Origin of the sequence: Bacillus cytotoxicus NVH 391-98 (assembly GCF_000017425.1) — a bacterium.
Taxonomy (GTDB): domain Bacteria; phylum Bacillota; class Bacilli; order Bacillales; family Bacillaceae_G; genus Bacillus_A; species Bacillus_A cytotoxicus.
Genome location: NC_009674.1, coordinates 3,086,258 through 3,102,798 on the forward strand (window position 1 = coordinate 3,086,258; position 16,541 = coordinate 3,102,798).

16 protein-coding genes are annotated in these 16,541 nt (G+C 37.1%); 4 read left to right on the top strand and 12 right to left on the bottom strand.

Annotation, left to right across the window (positions count from 1 at the left end; translation table 11 throughout):
* Window positions 1-133 precede the first annotated feature (133 nt).
* The 5 genes from dnaK to BCER98_RS15345 form a co-directional block, all read right to left on the bottom strand.
* On the bottom strand, window positions 134-1,969 hold the full coding sequence (dnaK, locus tag BCER98_RS15325) for a chaperone protein DnaK (RefSeq protein WP_012095503.1): 1,836 nt from the start codon (window positions 1,967-1,969) through the stop codon (window positions 134-136).
* Between the two features lie 26 nt (window positions 1,970-1,995).
* A complete protein-coding gene (gene grpE, locus BCER98_RS15330) occupies window positions 1,996-2,592 on the bottom strand; it encodes a nucleotide exchange factor GrpE (protein ID WP_012095504.1) in 597 nt (198 codons plus the stop codon).
* A 111-nt stretch (window positions 2,593-2,703) separates the two neighbouring features.
* A complete protein-coding gene (gene hrcA / locus BCER98_RS15335; RefSeq protein WP_012095505.1) occupies window positions 2,704-3,735 on the bottom strand; it encodes a heat-inducible transcriptional repressor HrcA in 1,032 nt (343 codons plus the stop codon).
* A gap of 130 nt (window positions 3,736-3,865) precedes the next feature.
* Window positions 3,866-5,005: a radical SAM family heme chaperone HemW gene (hemW, locus tag BCER98_RS15340; RefSeq protein ID WP_087095353.1), complete on the bottom strand. Its 1,140-nt coding sequence runs from the start codon at window positions 5,003-5,005 to the stop codon at window positions 3,866-3,868.
* A 50-nt stretch (window positions 5,006-5,055) separates the two neighbouring features.
* Window positions 5,056-5,430: a winged helix-turn-helix transcriptional regulator gene (locus BCER98_RS15345; RefSeq protein WP_012095507.1), complete on the bottom strand. Its 375-nt coding sequence runs from the start codon at window positions 5,428-5,430 to the stop codon at window positions 5,056-5,058.
* Window positions 5,431-5,562: 132 nt separating this feature from the next.
* Between BCER98_RS15345 and BCER98_RS15350 the strand changes: the two genes are divergently transcribed.
* Entirely contained in the window at window positions 5,563-6,117 is a 555-nt protein-coding gene (locus BCER98_RS15350; RefSeq protein ID WP_012095508.1) for a DJ-1/PfpI family protein, read from the top strand.
* Between the two features lie 28 nt (window positions 6,118-6,145).
* Here the strand turns inward: BCER98_RS15350 and lepA are convergent, their stop codons facing one another.
* From lepA to gpr, 3 genes are all read right to left on the bottom strand, one after another.
* Window positions 6,146-7,972 (bottom strand): elongation factor 4, encoded by a 1,827-nt coding sequence (gene lepA / locus BCER98_RS15355; RefSeq protein ID WP_012095509.1) that lies wholly within the window; start codon window positions 7,970-7,972, stop codon window positions 6,146-6,148.
* Between the two features lie 444 nt (window positions 7,973-8,416).
* Window positions 8,417-8,773, bottom strand: coding sequence for a DUF3679 domain-containing protein (locus BCER98_RS15360; protein WP_012095511.1), 357 nt, complete (start codon window positions 8,771-8,773; stop codon window positions 8,417-8,419).
* A complete protein-coding gene (gpr, locus tag BCER98_RS15365) occupies window positions 8,770-9,873 on the bottom strand; it encodes a GPR endopeptidase (RefSeq protein ID WP_012095512.1) in 1,104 nt (367 codons plus the stop codon). Before gpr ends, BCER98_RS15360 begins: the two co-directional genes overlap by 4 nt.
* A gap of 181 nt (window positions 9,874-10,054) precedes the next feature.
* Between gpr and rpsT the strand changes: the two genes are divergently transcribed.
* Window positions 10,055-10,312 carry a 30S ribosomal protein S20 gene (gene rpsT, locus BCER98_RS15370; RefSeq protein WP_012095513.1) on the top strand — a complete coding sequence of 86 codons (258 nt, stop codon included), beginning with the start codon at window positions 10,055-10,057 and terminating at the stop codon, window positions 10,310-10,312.
* A gap of 78 nt (window positions 10,313-10,390) precedes the next feature.
* Here rpsT and holA read toward each other — a convergent pair whose 3' ends face one another.
* Window positions 10,391-11,401 (bottom strand): DNA polymerase III subunit delta, encoded by a 1,011-nt coding sequence (gene holA / locus BCER98_RS15375; RefSeq protein WP_012095514.1) that lies wholly within the window; start codon window positions 11,399-11,401, stop codon window positions 10,391-10,393.
* A gap of 360 nt (window positions 11,402-11,761) precedes the next feature.
* On the opposite strand from holA, the gene BCER98_RS21345 reads away from it, so the two are divergent.
* Window positions 11,762-11,896 carry a YqzM family protein gene (locus tag BCER98_RS21345; protein WP_041810028.1) on the top strand — a complete coding sequence of 45 codons (135 nt, stop codon included), beginning with the start codon at window positions 11,762-11,764 and terminating at the stop codon, window positions 11,894-11,896.
* A gap of 6 nt (window positions 11,897-11,902) precedes the next feature.
* Here the strand turns inward: BCER98_RS21345 and BCER98_RS15385 are convergent, their stop codons facing one another.
* The 3 genes from BCER98_RS15385 to BCER98_RS15395 form a co-directional block, all read right to left on the bottom strand.
* Window positions 11,903-14,245 (bottom strand): DNA internalization-related competence protein ComEC/Rec2, encoded by a 2,343-nt coding sequence (locus tag BCER98_RS15385; RefSeq protein WP_012095515.1) that lies wholly within the window; start codon window positions 14,243-14,245, stop codon window positions 11,903-11,905.
* Between the two features lie 14 nt (window positions 14,246-14,259).
* The gene (locus tag BCER98_RS15390; protein WP_012095516.1) at window positions 14,260-14,817 is read right to left on the bottom strand and encodes a ComE operon protein 2; all 558 of its coding nucleotides are present in this window, start codon (window positions 14,815-14,817) and stop codon (window positions 14,260-14,262) included.
* Between the two features lie 159 nt (window positions 14,818-14,976).
* Complete coding sequence (locus tag BCER98_RS15395) at window positions 14,977-15,579, bottom strand: helix-hairpin-helix domain-containing protein (RefSeq protein ID WP_012095517.1); 603 nt, start codon at window positions 15,577-15,579, stop codon at window positions 14,977-14,979.
* Between the two features lie 78 nt (window positions 15,580-15,657).
* Here BCER98_RS15395 and comER point away from each other — a divergent pair, with 78 nt between their 5' ends.
* Complete coding sequence (gene comER / locus BCER98_RS15400) at window positions 15,658-16,485, top strand: late competence protein ComER (RefSeq protein WP_041810029.1); 828 nt, start codon at window positions 15,658-15,660, stop codon at window positions 16,483-16,485.
* Window positions 16,486-16,541: the final 56 nt, after the last annotated feature.

A 16,541-nucleotide genomic window follows, 5' to 3' on the forward strand; every position in this document is an offset into this window, starting at 1 on the left:
TATGCAACAAGAAAAACGTAAGAGCCTTCTTAAAAGACTTAGGCTCTTATTAAGCCTTATTCGTGAAAAAAGCCAAAGTCAAGGCACGCTTGACTTTGACTTTTTGTCATCTTACTTATGCTATTTTACTTTATTATTTATCTTCTTTTACTTCTTCAAACTCAGCATCAACTACATTGTCATTTTTTGCACCAGCGTTTCCTTGTGCACCTTCTGCTTGCTGAGCACCAGCAGCCGCTTGAGCTTGCTCATATAATTTTACAGTTAATTGTTGTACGATTTCTTGAAGAGCATCTTTTTTCGCACGAATTTCATCAAGATCATTTTTCTCAATCGCTGCTTTTAAAGCATCTTTTGCTTCTGTTGCTTTTGCAACTTCAGCTGCATCTACTTTACCTTCTAAATCTTTTACAACTTTATCTGTTTGGAATACAAGTTGATCTGCTTCGTTACGAAGTTCAACTTCTTCTTTACGTTTTTGGTCAGCATCAGCGTTTGCTTCTGCTTCTTTTACCATACGTTCTACTTCTTCATCAGAAAGACCTGAAGAAGATTGAATTGTAATTGCTTGTTCTTTATTTGTTCCTAAGTCTTTTGCACGTACGTTAACGATACCGTTCGCATCGATGTCGAATGTTACTTCGATTTGTGGAATACCACGTGGTGCTGGTGGGATATCAGTTAACTGGAAGCGACCTAATGTCTTATTATCAGCTGCCATTGGACGTTCACCTTGTAATACGTGAATATCTACCGCAGGTTGGTTGTCAGCTGCAGTTGAGAACACTTGTGATTTGCTTGTTGGAATTGTAGTGTTACGTTCAATTAATTTTGTAAATACTCCGCCCATTGTTTCAATACCTAAAGAAAGTGGAGTTACATCTAATAATAGAACACCTTCTACATCACCAGTAAGCACACCGCCCTGTACAGCAGCACCTAATGCTACTACTTCATCAGGGTTAACGCCTTTATATGGTTCTTTACCAGTTTCACGTTTAATTGCTTCTTGTACAGCTGGAATACGAGTAGAACCACCAACAAGAATAACTTTATCTAAATCACTTGCAGAAAGACCAGCGTCTTTTAAGGCACGACGAGTTGGTTCTAAAGTTCTTTCAACAAGGTTCGCTGAAAGTTCTTCAAATTTCGCTCTTGTTAAGTTTAGTTCTAAGTGTAATGGACCAGCAGCTCCAGCACTAATGAATGGTAATGAAATTTGAGTTTGTGTTACACCAGAAAGATCTTTTTTCGCTTTTTCAGCAGCATCTTTCAAACGTTGAAGTGCCATTTTATCTTGACTTAAATCAATGTTGTTTTCTTTTTTGAATTCAGCAACTAAATAATCGATGATTACTTGGTCAAAGTCGTCACCACCAAGACGGTTGTCACCAGCAGTTGAAATAACTTCGAATGTTCCATCTGCTAACTCAAGGATCGATACGTCGAATGTACCTCCACCTAAATCATATACTAGAATTTTTTGCTCTTCATCTTGTTTTTCTAAACCGTAAGCAAGAGCTGCTGCTGTTGGTTCGTTAATAATACGTTCTACTTCTAAGCCAGCGATACGACCAGCGTCTTTTGTTGCTTGGCGTTCTGCATCGTTAAAGTATGCTGGTACTGTAATAACAGCTTTTGTTACTGGCTCACCTAAGTACGCTTCAGCAGAAGCTTTTAAGTTTTGTAAAATGATTGCAGAAATTTCTTGAGGTGTATATTTTTTACCTTCAATTTCTACTTTGTAGTCTGTACCCATATGACGTTTAATAGACATAATTGTATTTGGGTTTGTAATTGCTTGACGTTTTGCAACCTCCCCAACTTGACGCTCATCATTTTTGAATGCTACAACAGAAGGTGTTGTACGGTTGCCTTCTGGGTTTGGGATAACCTTTGGTTCTCCACCTTCCATAACAGCTACACAAGAGTTTGTTGTACCTAAGTCAATACCGATAATTTTACTCATGGCGAAACCTCCTACATTTATGTAAATTATTGATTTACTTTTACCATTGATGGGCGAATCACACGGTCCTTCAGTTTATAACCTTTTTGAAATTCTTCTACAACCGCGTTAGATTCAAATTCGCTGTCTTCTACTTGCATAACAGCTTGGTGTTCATGAGGATCAAACTGCTTTCCAACAGCTTCAATCATCTCAACACCTTCTTTATTTAACGCTTCTAACAATTGACGATACACCATTTCCATTCCTTGTAATAAGGATTTCGTTTGCTCATCACTTGCTTCCACTTGCATCGCTCTTTCAAAATTATCAAGAGCAGGTAAAATATCTGATACAAGACTTTGCGCTCTATATTTTTCCGCCGCTTGCTTATCAAGCTGAACACGGCGTTTGTAATTTTCAAAATCAGCTTGTAGACGCAACATGCGACCTTCCGTTTCCGTCAATTTCGCTTGCAATTCATCTACTTTTTCTTGTAAAAGAGCCGCCTCACTTTTTTCTTCTACTACAGTTTCTTCAGTTGCTTCTTCTGTTACAGATTCTTCACTGTTTTTTTCTATAGTAGCTTCTTCAGTTTGCGCTTCTTTTGTCTCTTCAACCACTTGTTCGTTACGCTCTTCCACAACTTTCACCTCCTTAAAAGTGTTCAAGTGCTCACACTGAGCATGAGCACCCAAGCATATATTTATGTTACCCACCAGCAATGATTTTCTTTCATTACTCGAGCGAATTTATTATTTTGATTTATACAGCCCATTTAATCCCTCTGTAAAGTGTTTTGTGAATAATTGTAAAAGGGTAATAACTCGGGCATAATGCATTCTCGTCGGACCTAATATTGCAATTGTTCCAAGCTGTTCTTCTCCAACAGAATACGTCGCAGAAATCAAGCTGCAATCTTCCATTGCCATTGAGGAATTTTCGCGACCAATGTTCACTTGAATTCCTACTTGTTTCTTACGTAAAATATCGTAAAATTCAGCTTCGTTATCGATCATTTCTAACAAAGAACGCACCTTTTGAATATCATGGAACTCCGGTTGAGCAAGCATATTAGCTTTTCCCCCAAAGTATATCTTTTCCGATAAAGGCACTTGAAATGTACCGTCTAATATTTTCATTGCACTATCATAGTTATGGACATACTTATGAAGAACTGTCACAACTTCTTTTACAATTTTATTGTGTAATTCTACCATAGGTACACCAAATAGTTTTTCATTTAAAATATTAACCATTTTTTCTAAATCTGATAAATCAACAGATTCCGGAACGGTAATCGTCTTGCTTTGTACATGCCCTGTATCAGTTACAATAATTGCGACTGCTGTCTTTCGGCCCAGCGGAATAATTTGTACATTTTTGAGTTTATTTGTACTCAATTTCGGCCCAAGAACGATTGCTGTATAATTTGTGAGTTCGGACAAAATTTGAGCTGATTGCTGTGCAACCTTTTCTGCTTCAAAAATTCTTTCAGCAAATAAATCCTTAATTTGTACAATTTCCTCAGCGGACAAGCGTTGTGGCGCTAATAGATGATCCACATAAAATCTGTATCCTTTTTCTGAAGGAATACGTCCTGAAGAACTATGTGTTTTTTCAATAAACCCTAGTTCTTCTAAATCGGCCATCTCGTTTCGAATGGTAGCCGAACTAAATGTAATTTCATCTTTTTTAGCTAACGTTCTTGATCCAACAGGCTGTGCTGATCCGATAAAATCATCAATGATTGTTTGTAAAATTAAGAGCTGACGTTCCGTAAGCATCTCATCATCACCTCTGTTAGCACTCTTTATCCCCGAGTGCTAAATCTATTACTAACTTACCAAAATTGACATTCAATTGTCAACGGAAACGTCCCGAATTCGTGAAACTTTTTCCACAGAAATAATTTCGTTAATCCACTAAGAACGATTGAAACACTTCATTTCCTAGTAACTTCCCTGTTCTTGTCAAACAAACATGACCATCCTTCTCCTCAAGTAATCCATGTGCTTTATTGTGGGCCAATTGATTCGCAAAGACGTCCTCCATCTTCACCCCAAATTTCTGCTGGAATGCTTTTTTTAAAACGCCTTTTGTTTTTCGAAGTCCTAAGAACAATTCTTCTTCCATTCTCTCTTTTTCCGTTACTTGATGAACATCTAGATAAGGGAACCCTGTTTCGTCGATTTTAGCAAAATATTGTTTCAACGGACCAACATTTTGAATTCGTTCACCATTTATATAACTATGTGCCCCAGCGCCGAACCCATAGTAAGCTTCATTATTCCAGTATGTGAGATTATGTCTACTTTCATGACCTTCTTTTGCAAAATTACTAATTTCATACTGATGATACCCATGTTTCTCCATTTCATCCATGACCATCTCGTACATTTTTGCTTCATGTTCTTCACCTGGTAGCCGTAATTTTCCTTTATTCATTAAATTGTAAAATACTGTTTTCGGTTCAACAATTAAAGAATACGCCGAGAAATGCTGCACTCCAAGTGTAAAAGCGATATTTAACGTTTCTTTTACATCTTCAATTGTTTGCCCTGGCAATGCATAAATTAAATCAATATTAATATTTGTAAATCCTACTTCCTGCGCTTCACGAATGGCAACAAACGCATCTTCTCTCGTATGCTTACGCCCGATTTTTTTCAATAGTTCATCGCGAAATGTTTGCACACCAAAACTAATTCGGTTCACGCCTCCTTCTAATAGAAGGTTTAACTTTTCTTTTGGCAAATCTCCAGGATTCGCTTCAAACGTTACTTCACAGTTTGGAGCAAACGGTCGTAAACGACGATTTATAATATCGAGCAATTTTTTTGTCTGCTTCATATTTAACGCTGTCGGTGTCCCTCCTCCTACAAATATCGTTTTCATCTGCTTAAAAGGAGCCTTTTGCACCGTATTCACGATTTCCTTTTCTAAATACTCTAAATATTGATCAACAGGCTGACGCTCAATAAATACTTTATTAAAATCACAATAGTGACAAATATGCTGACAAAATGGAATATGGATATATGCAGCTTGCATCAAATTTTACTCCTACCTTTCTAAAAAGAGAACCTCCACGTTTCGGAGGTTCTTTACTTCTCTAACCCATCACGAATTTGTTTCATTCGCATTTTCCCCCAATCATACATCATTTCGACGATTGGTAAAAGCGTCATGCCTAAATCCGTCATAAAATACTCTACACGAGGTGGCACTTCTGGATATACTGTCCGATCCACAATTCCATCTTCCATTAATTCCTTTAATTGATTTGATAGAACTTTATGAGAAATATTCGGAAACAATCGTTGTAACTCACTGAAGCGATGAGGCCCCTCTACCCCCAGGTGCCAAAGAATGACAACCTTCCACTTCCCACTAATAATAGAAAGCGTTAGTTCCTTCTCACAATTAAAATCACCATTTCTTATTTTTTCTTGAATATCTTTACGAATATTTTCAGACATCAGTAGTCTCCTAACTTTTCTTACATAGTTACTTTTTCGTTACCTTGTCACTCAAAAGTGCATTCTTCCATATTACACTTTTATTCCTTACAATAAATAGTGTCATCACTATTGTAAAGGAGAGATATAAAGATGTCTAAAAAAGTATTAATGTTAACTGGCGATGCCGTTGAAGCACTAGAGGCTTACTATCCATATTACCGTTGTCTTGAAGAAGGATTTGATGTAACAATCGCTTCTCCAACAAATACAGAAAAATTACACACTGTTGTTCATGACTTTGAGGATTGGCAAACTTTCACAGAGAAACGCGGCTATCAACTTGAAGCGCATGCGGCTTTCGATGATGTAAACCCTGAAGAATACGATGCTTTAATTATTCCTGGTGGACGCGCTCCAGAACATATCCGTATGCACCCTAGTTTCCCACATCTTGCTAAACATTTCTTTGAAGCAAATAAACCAATTATGATTTTATGTCATGCCGCTGTTGCTTTAACAGTAATTAAAGACGTTTTAAAGAACCGCGAATTAACAGCGTATACAGCTTGTCGTCCAGAAGTTGAAGCATGCGGTGCAACTTACATCCAAACTCGCTTCCATGTTGATAAAAATTTAATTTCTGGTCACGCATGGAACGACCTTCCACAACTTATGGGCGAATTTATTCACCAACTAAAAAAATAAAGGAAACCGCTAAAGCGGCTTCCTTTTTTTATTTATCATCGTCCATTCGTAATACAGCCATGAACGCTTCTTGTGGTACTTCTACCGATCCAACAGACTTCATGCGCTTTTTACCTTCTTTTTGTTTTTCAAGCAATTTACGCTTACGCGAAATGTCACCACCGTAACATTTCGCAAGTACGTTTTTACGCATCGCTTTAATTGTAGAACGCGCTACAATTTTATTTCCGATCGCAGCTTGAATTGGTACTTCGAACTGTTGTCTTGGAATTAATTCTTTTAACTTTTCTACGATTACTTTACCGCGATCATACGCAGAGTCTCGATGTACGATAAATGATAATGCATCGACCTGTTCTCCATTTAATAAGATATCCATCTTCACTAGCTTAGACACTTGATATCCGATTAATTCATAATCAAATGAAGCATATCCTTTCGTATTCGATTTCAGCTGATCAAAGAAATCATATACAATTTCTGAAAGCGGGATCTCATACGTTAATGTAACACGTGTTTCATCTAAATATTGCATATCAATAAACGTACCGCGTTTTCCTTGACAAATTTCCATAACCGCACCTACATAATCGTTCGGCACCATAATAGATGCTTTTACATACGGCTCTTCTACACGATCAATAGACTGTGGATCTGGCATATTAGATGGGTTATCTACAACAATTTCTTCACCATTTGTTAAATACACTTTGTAAATAACACTTGGTGCTGTTGTAATTAAATCAATTTTAAATTCACGTTCAATACGCTCTTGAATAATTTCCATATGAAGAAGTCCTAAGAAACCACAGCGGAAACCGAAGCCAAGCGCTTGTGATGTTTCTGGTTCAAACTCTAAAGCTGAGTCATTTAATTGTAGCTTTTCTAACGCTTCACGAAGATCATTATAACGAGCTGTATCAATTGGATATAGACCACAGAATACCATCGGATTTAATTTGCGGTAACCTGGTAATGGTTCTGCTGCTGGACGTTTCGCATGTGTAATTGTATCACCAACACGCGTATCTCCTACGTTTTTAATAGATGCCGCTAAGAAGCCAACATCACCTACCGTTAACTCATCTCGCTGCGTTGTTTTCGGTGTAAACACACCAACTTCGGTTACTTCAAACTCTTTACCAGTTGCCATCATGCGTACTTTATCGCCTACTTTTACTGTACCATTTACAACGCGGATATATGCGATTACACCGCGATATGGGTCATATAAAGAGTCAAATATCATACATTGTAGCGGCTCTTCTGGGTCACCATCTGGAGCTGGTACTTTCTCAACAATTTGTTCCAAAATTTCTTCAATACCAATTCCTGCTTTTGCAGAAGCAAGCACAGCTTCTGAAGCATCCAATCCAATTACGTCTTCTACTTCTTGACGAACACGTTCCGGATCAGCACTTGGTAAATCAATTTTATTAATAACCGGTAAAATTTCTAAATCGTTATCCAATGCTAAATATACGTTCGCTAATGTTTGCGCTTCAATTCCTTGCGCTGCATCTACAACAAGAATTGCACCTTCACAAGCCGCTAAACTACGAGATACTTCGTACGTAAAGTCGACGTGTCCTGGCGTATCGATTAGATGAAGGATATATTCCTCACCATCTTTCGCCTTATACGTTAATTGAACTGCATTTAATTTAATTGTAATACCGCGCTCACGCTCTAAATCCATAGAGTCAAGCAATTGAGCTTTCATTTCGCGCTGTGTTAACGCATTTGTTTTCTCTAAAATACGGTCTGCTAACGTTGACTTTCCGTGGTCAATGTGAGCAATGATAGAGAAGTTACGAATTTTGGACTGTCTTTTTGCTCTTTCTTCTTTGTTCATCTATGTTCTCAACTCCTAATAGTCTCGCCAATATACACTAGCACTGATTATATCAATAGAGCAGCAAAGATTCAATGAAAACTCGTGCTACTTGCAAGACAAATCATTCTATTTTTATCTTATGCGAGTACACATTAAGAGACAAATCTTTTTCAAACAAAGAGCTCGTCACAACAGTATAGCTTTTTGGACGAGCTGAACAAAAATAATAAGTGTCAATTCCTATTTCTATTTTTCGCTAGAGGCAAAAGGATGAATTTCATCTCGCTATTTTAGGGCAGTAACAGTCCGATTGGCAAGGGCTCATAATCAGTGGAGGGTGAAGAACTCCCGCTAATTAAAATTTCACTTTGTCGGTCCATCGCTATCTCATGTCGAAGTGATGATATATTTTGATTTTGTGCTCACGCCATCATAAAAGGGGGCTTTTTACAACTTTCTAAATTAGAATGCTCCTAACGCATTAAAAATTCCTCTAATTTTTCCAATTGTTATATCTAGTCCAAACTTTACAATGTTACGAGTCAATTCCGCAATTTTCATTCCAACACCTTCTACTATATTAAAACTTCTAATTTTTTCTAACTGTTTTTGTTTTTCATTTGCAGAAAACGTCTCGCTCAAAATCTCTGTTTCCATATTTCCTTGTTTCGTTCCTGTCATATGAGCTATTTGTTCATATGTCGGCTGCCGATATCCTTTCATACTCTTCAATCCATAGTTTGCCATTCCAATTCCAGCAAGCATGATAAACAAACAGAAAATCACACCGCACACACATTGCAACGAAAAGCGACTCAATGTGTATATGCTCCTGTATTATCTTGATCAATTTGATGATGAAGCGCTGCATTTAAACCACTTGCGATTACATTTGCCATATCTTCAATAAATGCATCTACTTCTTTTGGTGTCACCATTAAGTTATGTCCAAGCGGAGCCAATACTTCATAAATTAATTTTCGCTTTTCCTCTTCTTCTAACATACCTACAGCCCCTAAAAACATATTTCGACTTTTTTCATCCGGCATATCTTCCTCTGTTAATTTCTTTTTCTCACCAAATGTAAATCCTGCTGGTAATAAAGAACGAGAAGGCTTATCTCCTTCCTTCATTTCGCGTCCAAAATGTTTTAAAATAAAGTCAATCGTGTCACTCGTAATAGAAACAGCATCTACAACTGTTGGAACACCAATTGCGATTACAGGAATACCAAGCGTTTCTTGACTAAGTTCTTTTCTTTTATTCCCTACTCCAGAACCTGGGTGAATCCCTGTATCTGAAATCTGTATCGTACTATTTACTCGTTCAATAGAACGTGCCGCCAAGGCATCAATTGCAATTACAAAATCCGGCTTTGTTTTTTCGATAATACCGAAAATCACATCGCTCGTTTCAATTCCGGTAATCCCCATGACACCCGGCCGAATCGCACTAACAGGACGATATCCATCCTCCACACTTTCAGGTTGCAATTTAAAAAGATGGCGCGTTACAAGGACATTCTCTACAACAATCGGACCAAGTGCATCTGGTGTTACATTCCAATTCCCTAATCCAACGATTAAACAACTCGCTTCCTTCTTAACCCCAATCTCTTCCAAAAAATAAGCAAATTCTTTTGCGAAAATACGCTCTACTTTTCGTTGCAGTTCTGTATCTTGCTGACGAATCCCCTGCACTTCAAGTGTTAAATAATTTCCAGCCTTTTTACCCATTGCTTCCGAAGCACTCTCATCAATCGTCACTTTCGTAATCGTCATCCCTTCCTCTTCACGCTCTTTTATAATCACCCCTTGAATACCGGTGTTTTCTTGTTGCCGTTCTTGCAACATTTGATGCGCCTCTACCGCAAGGTCAGTTCTAACAGCATATTTACTTAAATCCAATGGTTCTTTCATCGTATCTCCTCCATAATTTATAGTAAATATAGTTAGATTTCCCAAAGTTCTACGGAGCCATTCTTTCCTTTATATGAAATTTCATCGATATCGCTATTGCAATTATCTCCACCGTTTGATAGAATATCACTTGTTCTATGTAAGTATCGAGTCACTCGATCGCACCAGGGAGGTGAAAAGTATGGCAAACATCAAATCTGCTATCAAACGCGCTAAACTTAGCGAAGAGCGTCGTGCACATAACGCTTCTATCAAATCTGACATGCGTACTGCTGTTAAAACTGTAGAAGCTTTAGTTTCTAATAACGATCTTGAAAATGCTAAAGAAGCTTTCAAAACTGCTTCTAAAAAACTTGACAAAGCAGCTCGTAAAGGTCTTATCCACCAAAACGCTGCAGCTCGTCAAAAATCTCGCTTAGCGAAAAAAGTAAACGCGTAAGACGTTTAAAAACGATCCATTTGGGTCGTTTTTTTATATACAAAAAGTTCATGCTAATTGTCGCATGAACTTTTCCGGTCACATATGATTCAGTCTCATTAAGAAAAATTCTAGAACTAACTTCTTATCCATTTTCCCTGTTTTCATACTATAGTCCGCTTCCGCTAACTCGAAAATTACCTTTTTCAATTCTTCAAATGAGAAAAGTTTCGTTTGATTCATCGCCAATTTTACTCGGTACGGATGAACACCAATATGCGAAGCAATTTGATTTTGTCCGTATCCTCGCTGCTGTAGTTCTTTTACTTGATGTAATAAACGGAATTGACTCACTAGCAACGCTAATAATTTAATTGGTTCTTCCTGTTGTGTAAATAAGCCATCTAATATTTTCATTGCTCCTGCTATATCTTTTTTTACGACTTTTTCTGTTAAGGCAAAAACATTTTGCTCAACTGACTTCGGTACAAGTTCACTTACAAGTTTTGTTGTAATGTCTCCGCCCGTTCCAACATACAGTGTTAACTTATCCATTTCCTTTGCTAACATTGTTACATTGCTCCCTACGAGCTCCAAAAGCAAACTTACAGCCGCCTCTTCAACATGCACATGAACTTCTTCAGCACGCTTTACAATCCATTTCCTAACATCTTGTACTTGCATAGCATTCGCTTCTACTACCTCAGCCGTTTTCTTTAATAACTTCGTAATTTTTTTTCGCTCATCTAACTTTTCATATGGAGCGATAAAAATCATGATCGAAAATGGAGATGGTTCAGCAATATATTCCTCAAGGATTTTTATATTTTGCTCCAATTTTTCTTTCTGTGATGTTAAAAATAACGGGGACTTTATTAATAATATTTTTCGCTCTCCAAAGAATGGAAGCGTCCTTGCATCCTCTACTACATCCTCTAAATACGCCTCTTCTAAATCATATGTAACAATATTAAAATCACGATCTTCTTCGGCAAGTGCCTCTACTGTAATTAAATCGATTGTTTCATTTATAAAATAGGCTTCCGTTCCATACAATAAATAAAACGGAGCAAACTGTTTCTTTTTAATTTTCTTATGTATATCACTCATACTTTTCCTACTCCCTAATTTGGCAATATACCTTTATACTACTGGTGGATGTAATGTTTTACAAGTCCAAAGGAACAGGTATTTGCCTGTTCCTTTATTTATATAAAACGCCACGCAATAAGCCCCGGGAATCTTATTGGTGTGCGGTAAACCACTTTACTTTTATTATTTACAGCAACCCTCCAAGTATAAGTACCAACTGTTAACATACTTGGTAATGTAAATCTTTCTTATTTTTTGGGATATTCACCTTCTAAAAAAGAGAATACACGGGATACTCTTACTATCTATGCGGAGAAATTGTAGATTTTTTTCTGACAATATTTTATACTAAAGTGGAATGTTGGGGAGGGATGCTAAATGAATGAATTTGAGCAAAACGTTCAAAGCAAACGTAATGATGCTGTTGATTCAGGGGTAGGATTTATCGTCTCATTTGGTTTTTTCGCAACACTTTTTATTATTGCAACAATCATTAAATTTATAGGTTCCTAAAGACCGCTACTTGCGGTCTTTTTTCATCCTTTTCTGTGTTTCATCATATGTTAATTTGCTTTGAAATGTTCCATTCTTTCCTTGAAAAGTATACAAAATGGCTCCTTCCCTATCTGTCCGCCACACTTCCACTTGCATTTCCTCAAGGCGCTTTAATACTTGGTCATGCGGATGTCCATATCGATTATGCTCTCCTACCGAAATAATCGCTTTCTTCGGCTGAATAAGCCGCAAAAACGGGGCAGTAGAAGATGTCTTGCTCCCATGATGCCCAACTTTTAGTATGTCCGCTCGCAAGTTTGGATATTGTTTTACTATACGTTCCTCACCCTTTTCTTCTAAATCTCCTGTAAACAACCATGTAAATTCTCCTATTTTCGCCCATAGAACAATAGAAGAATCATTATCACTTGTTTCGCTTCCCTCTGGTGATAATACTCTAAATTCCACTTCATCAACTTTCCATCCGTCGCCTTCTTTCACCTTATTGATTCGCATGTCTTTTTTCTGCGCAAGGTACTTCAATTCAGCTTCTAATACAGAATCTTTTCTCTTTTTTCCAAATATAATTTCTTTTACATCAAGAGCTGCTACTACCTCTTTAGCCGCTCCCATATGATCGACATCACCATGTGTCACAATCAACTTATCAATCGTGCGAATTCCTTGCTTTTGTAAAAAAGGAATGAGCACATCATCCCCAATAGAAAATTCATGTTTCTTCTGTTGCCAATGTTCTTTTTTTATCGGAATTGTCCCTCCTGTATCAATAAGATACACTTCTTTATCATACGGAAGGCGAATCAATATCGCATCACCTTGTCCCACATCAATAAATGTCACGCTGCCACTTGCGCGAAAATATGGAGATAGATAATGACACATACATAAAAAAAAGAAGATACCAAAGGCGAAATATAAAAATATTTTCCTAATCGCTCTTTCCCACACGATACATATAATAATGATACTAAAGGAATAAAGCACTACAAGAAATGGAGGAGTTTGTCCAAACGTAAACCGTACAAAAGGAAAGGCTTCACAATACTGCAAAACATCATTAGACATGCGTAAACATATAGATAGTAGATGTGCAATTCCTTTTGCCAGCGGAGGGAAAATCATCATACATAAAAAAATAATGATGCTACACGGTAATACAATACAAGACAGGAATGGAACATAAATCAAATTGAGGGGAATACTGTATGGAGAAAAATAACCGAAATGATAGAGCGTAATCGGGATACTGGCAAGTTGTGAAATAAGAGAAAGGATGATTGCATTTTGAATCACTCCGCGGTTATGCTGTAACAATGTATTTGCAGATAACAATAACGCCAAACTACCAATAAACGAAAATTGAAATCCAATATCAAAAAGCATGTATGGATCATATATGAGCATGAATATAGCTGTTACACTAATCGCATCTATACTGAATAAACGAAAGGAATGCATCACCCCTATGAGCAATAAAGTACCCATAATAGAAGCTCGCATAACAGAAGGAGATGCCCCCGCAAAAAACATATACAGCGGGATACAAATTATAAGAGCAGTTGTTGTTCTTTCCCTTGTTACACCAATTCGAAGCAAAACAAAATATACAATTGCCGATAGTAATACAATGTGTGAACCTGAAATAGCAAGCAAGTGAATCAAACCAAACTGTTGATATTGTTGTTCCACTTCATATGACATGAATTGGCGGTCTCCAAATAATAGTGCATTCATAAATGCACCCGATTGTTCGGGAAACATTTCTGCAACTGCCAACGTTGCTTTTTGTCTCAATTGAAAAAGCCAATTTACAAATGTAACATGATTGTTGCTACAATCCATTATTGCGGTTGCCTCAAACAAAAAATGAATCCTTTGTTTGTACAAGTAATTTTTATAATCAAATCCATAAAAATTCCGAGCGCTTGGCGGTTCCTTTAACGCTCCTCTAAAAGTACATACCATCCCCACACGTAACCCGCGCAGCACATTCTTTTCCTTCTCTGACTGCATGTTATAAAATAGCTGCACTTTATTTTTTGAGTTATCTTCTATTTGAAAAGAGAGGCGATTCCCATTAATAAGAGGAGTATTTAGAATCACACCCGTTATGGATTCTAAATCATAACGTATAGAAGGCTTATTTTCCTGTTCAATATATGATGTATAAAGAAAACTACTAAGACACGCTACTATACAGAACATGAGGGTTTGACGCGAAGTACGGTATGTGCAGAATAAAAAATAGCACCCAAATAAAATCGTACCCAATAATTGGGACGAAGAACAGGCAATTGCAATTCCTATTACAAAAGAAATTGCAATATAGCCCCATTGCCTACGCAACTCATTCTCACTCCTTATAGCATTTGTTTCGCTTTTGTGAATACTCGTTGTAGTTCGTCCATTGTTAAATCTTCTTTTTCTAACGAAGAAAACAGTTCTTTCAATTGCGTATGACGCTCTTGTTGCTCTAATGATGCAATATCATATTCTAAAGGAACATGTTTTACAGTCACATTTGCTTGTTTAAATAACTCTATCGCATACGGATGATTTTTATAATCTTGCGCATAATACACGGCCGTAATACCGCTTTGAATAATCGCTTTACAGCATTGCAAACAAGGAAAATGCGTAACGTAAATTTCAGCACCCTCTGTTTTTACACCAAATTTCGCACACTGTAATAAAGCATTCATTTCTGCATGTATTGTACGCACACAATGATTATCAATGACATAGCACCCTTCATCTATACAATGAACACCGCCCTTAATTGAACCGTTATAACCACCTGCAATAATTCGCTTGTCGCGGACAATTGTCGCTCCTACTGCAAGCCTTGTACATGTGCTACGTAGCGATAACAAATGGCTTTGCGTCATAAAATATTGATCCCAAGAAATTCGTTCCATATCTTCACCCACCTTTTTGTCTATCTGTAGTGTAGCGAAAGAAGAAAAAGCTCGTCAATATTTTATTATATTCCCATAAAATTTGCAGTCGTATAATCAAAGAGGGCTTTACACTCCTTTCATCTTTTGAAATTCATATGGTACGACTCCCGTTTTGCTTTATGGAATCATAATTTGATCTTTCATCTTTTCAAGTGATTTCTCTCCAATCCCATCTATCTCCAACAAATCTTCTATCTTTTGAAATGCTCCATGCTCTTCGCGATATTTTATAATTGCCTCCGCTTTCCTCGGACCGATTCCTGTTATGTTTTCAAGCTGTTCTTTTGAAGCTTGATTGATCGATATCTTTCCAGATTGTTGAACCGGTAGCGTTGTTTCATGTAATCGTTCTCCTTTTTTAGGAATATATAAAAGCATTTGATCCTGCATAATTTGAGCTAAATTTACTTGTGTTACATCCGCTTCTGGCAAAAACCCTCCTGCTTTTTCAATACCATCTTTCACGCGAGAACCTTCTCTTAGCTCATAAACTCCCTCTCTTTGCACAGCCCCTTTTATATCAACTATAATTTCTTTTTTCTGCTCTTTTGTTTCCAATTCTTTTGATTTATTTTTCTCTTCGCGTTTCATAGCTGTCGCTGATTGAAGTTGAACCGTTGCTTTCTCTTCTTGATTGTTTGTCTGCCATAAAAAAAGAACAATCACACATCCAGCAGCTCCTAATAAAGCTAACCACTTCTTTTGTAAATTCCACATCATTTTATTCCTCCCATTCATAAATTCACAACATAGTTCATATTGTTTAGGAGAAAGATGTTACGAAGGAGGGATGAAACATTGAACATCGGAATCATAGGGACAGGAAACATGGGAAATATACTCATTGATGCTTTTTTAGAAACACGCGCTGTCAAACCTTCGTGCCTCACTATTATTAATCGTACGCCTGCCAAAGCATATCATATAAAAGAGAAGTATCCTTCTATTTGTATAGCAAAAACAGTGCAAGAAGTAATAGAACGTTCAGAACTTGTTTTTATTTGCGTCAAACCTTTAGATATTTATCCTATTTTAAAACAACATACCGCCTACTTGACCGATGAAAAATGTTTAATTTCTATCACTAGTCCTATATCAGCCAGCCAATTAGAAAAAGTGGTTTCTTGTCACGTTGCACGCATTATTCCAAGCATTACAAACCGAGCATTCTCTGGCGCTTCCCTATTCACATTTGGAAAAAACTGTTCTGAGGAATGGAAAGAACAATTACTGAACTTATTCAAAAATATTTCTACACCTATAATCATTGAAGAAGATATTACGCGCGTTTCATCTGATATTGCAAGTTGCGGACCAGCGTTCTTTAGTTATTTATTACAGGCCTTTATTGACGCAGCGGTAGAGCAAACAAAAATTACTCACGAAGAAGCTACTACTTTAGCAAGTGAAATGGTCATTGGGATGGGGAAATTGCTTGAAAAGGAAATTTTCACATTACCGACATTACAAGAAAAAGTATGTGTAAAAGGTGGGGTCACTGGAGAAGGAATCCAAATTTTAAAAGAACACGGCGGGGATATGTTCCACAAGTTATTCGAACGAACACATAAAAAATATGCAGAAGATTTAGCTGGTGCAGAAGAGCAATTTAGCAGGCACACGTAAAGAATACGCCATCTATATATAAAATCCTTTATTTTCTCTTATTTTTGCAAAATAAA

What these genes read in the sequence shown, in the direction of transcription:
- holA (WP_012095514.1), bottom strand. Translation starts at nt 11,401, where the DNA reads ATGAGTGATATACATAAGAAAATTAAAAAGAAACAGTTTGCTCCGTTT.
- hrcA (WP_012095505.1), bottom strand. Translation starts at nt 3,735, where the DNA reads ATGCTTACGGAACGTCAGCTCTTAATTTTACAAACAATCATTGATGAT.
- BCER98_RS15345 (WP_012095507.1), bottom strand. Translation starts at nt 5,430, where the DNA reads ATGTCTGAAAATATTCGTAAAGATATTCAAGAAAAAATAAGAAATGGT.
- lepA (WP_012095509.1), bottom strand. Translation starts at nt 7,972, where the DNA reads ATGAACAAAGAAGAAAGAGCAAAAAGACAGTCCAAAATTCGTAACTTC.
- BCER98_RS15350 (WP_012095508.1), top strand. Translation starts at nt 5,563, where the DNA reads ATGTCTAAAAAAGTATTAATGTTAACTGGCGATGCCGTTGAAGCACTA.
- dnaK (WP_012095503.1), bottom strand. Translation starts at nt 1,969, where the DNA reads ATGAGTAAAATTATCGGTATTGACTTAGGTACAACAAACTCTTGTGTA.
- BCER98_RS15395 (WP_012095517.1), bottom strand. Translation starts at nt 15,579, where the DNA reads ATGATGTGGAATTTACAAAAGAAGTGGTTAGCTTTATTAGGAGCTGCT.
- gpr (WP_012095512.1), bottom strand. Translation starts at nt 9,873, where the DNA reads ATGAAAGAACCATTGGATTTAAGTAAATATGCTGTTAGAACTGACCTT.
- BCER98_RS15390 (WP_012095516.1), bottom strand. Translation starts at nt 14,817, where the DNA reads ATGGAACGAATTTCTTGGGATCAATATTTTATGACGCAAAGCCATTTG.
- rpsT (WP_012095513.1), top strand. Translation starts at nt 10,055, where the DNA reads ATGGCAAACATCAAATCTGCTATCAAACGCGCTAAACTTAGCGAAGAG.
- BCER98_RS21345 (WP_041810028.1), top strand. Translation starts at nt 11,762, where the DNA reads ATGAATGAATTTGAGCAAAACGTTCAAAGCAAACGTAATGATGCTGTT.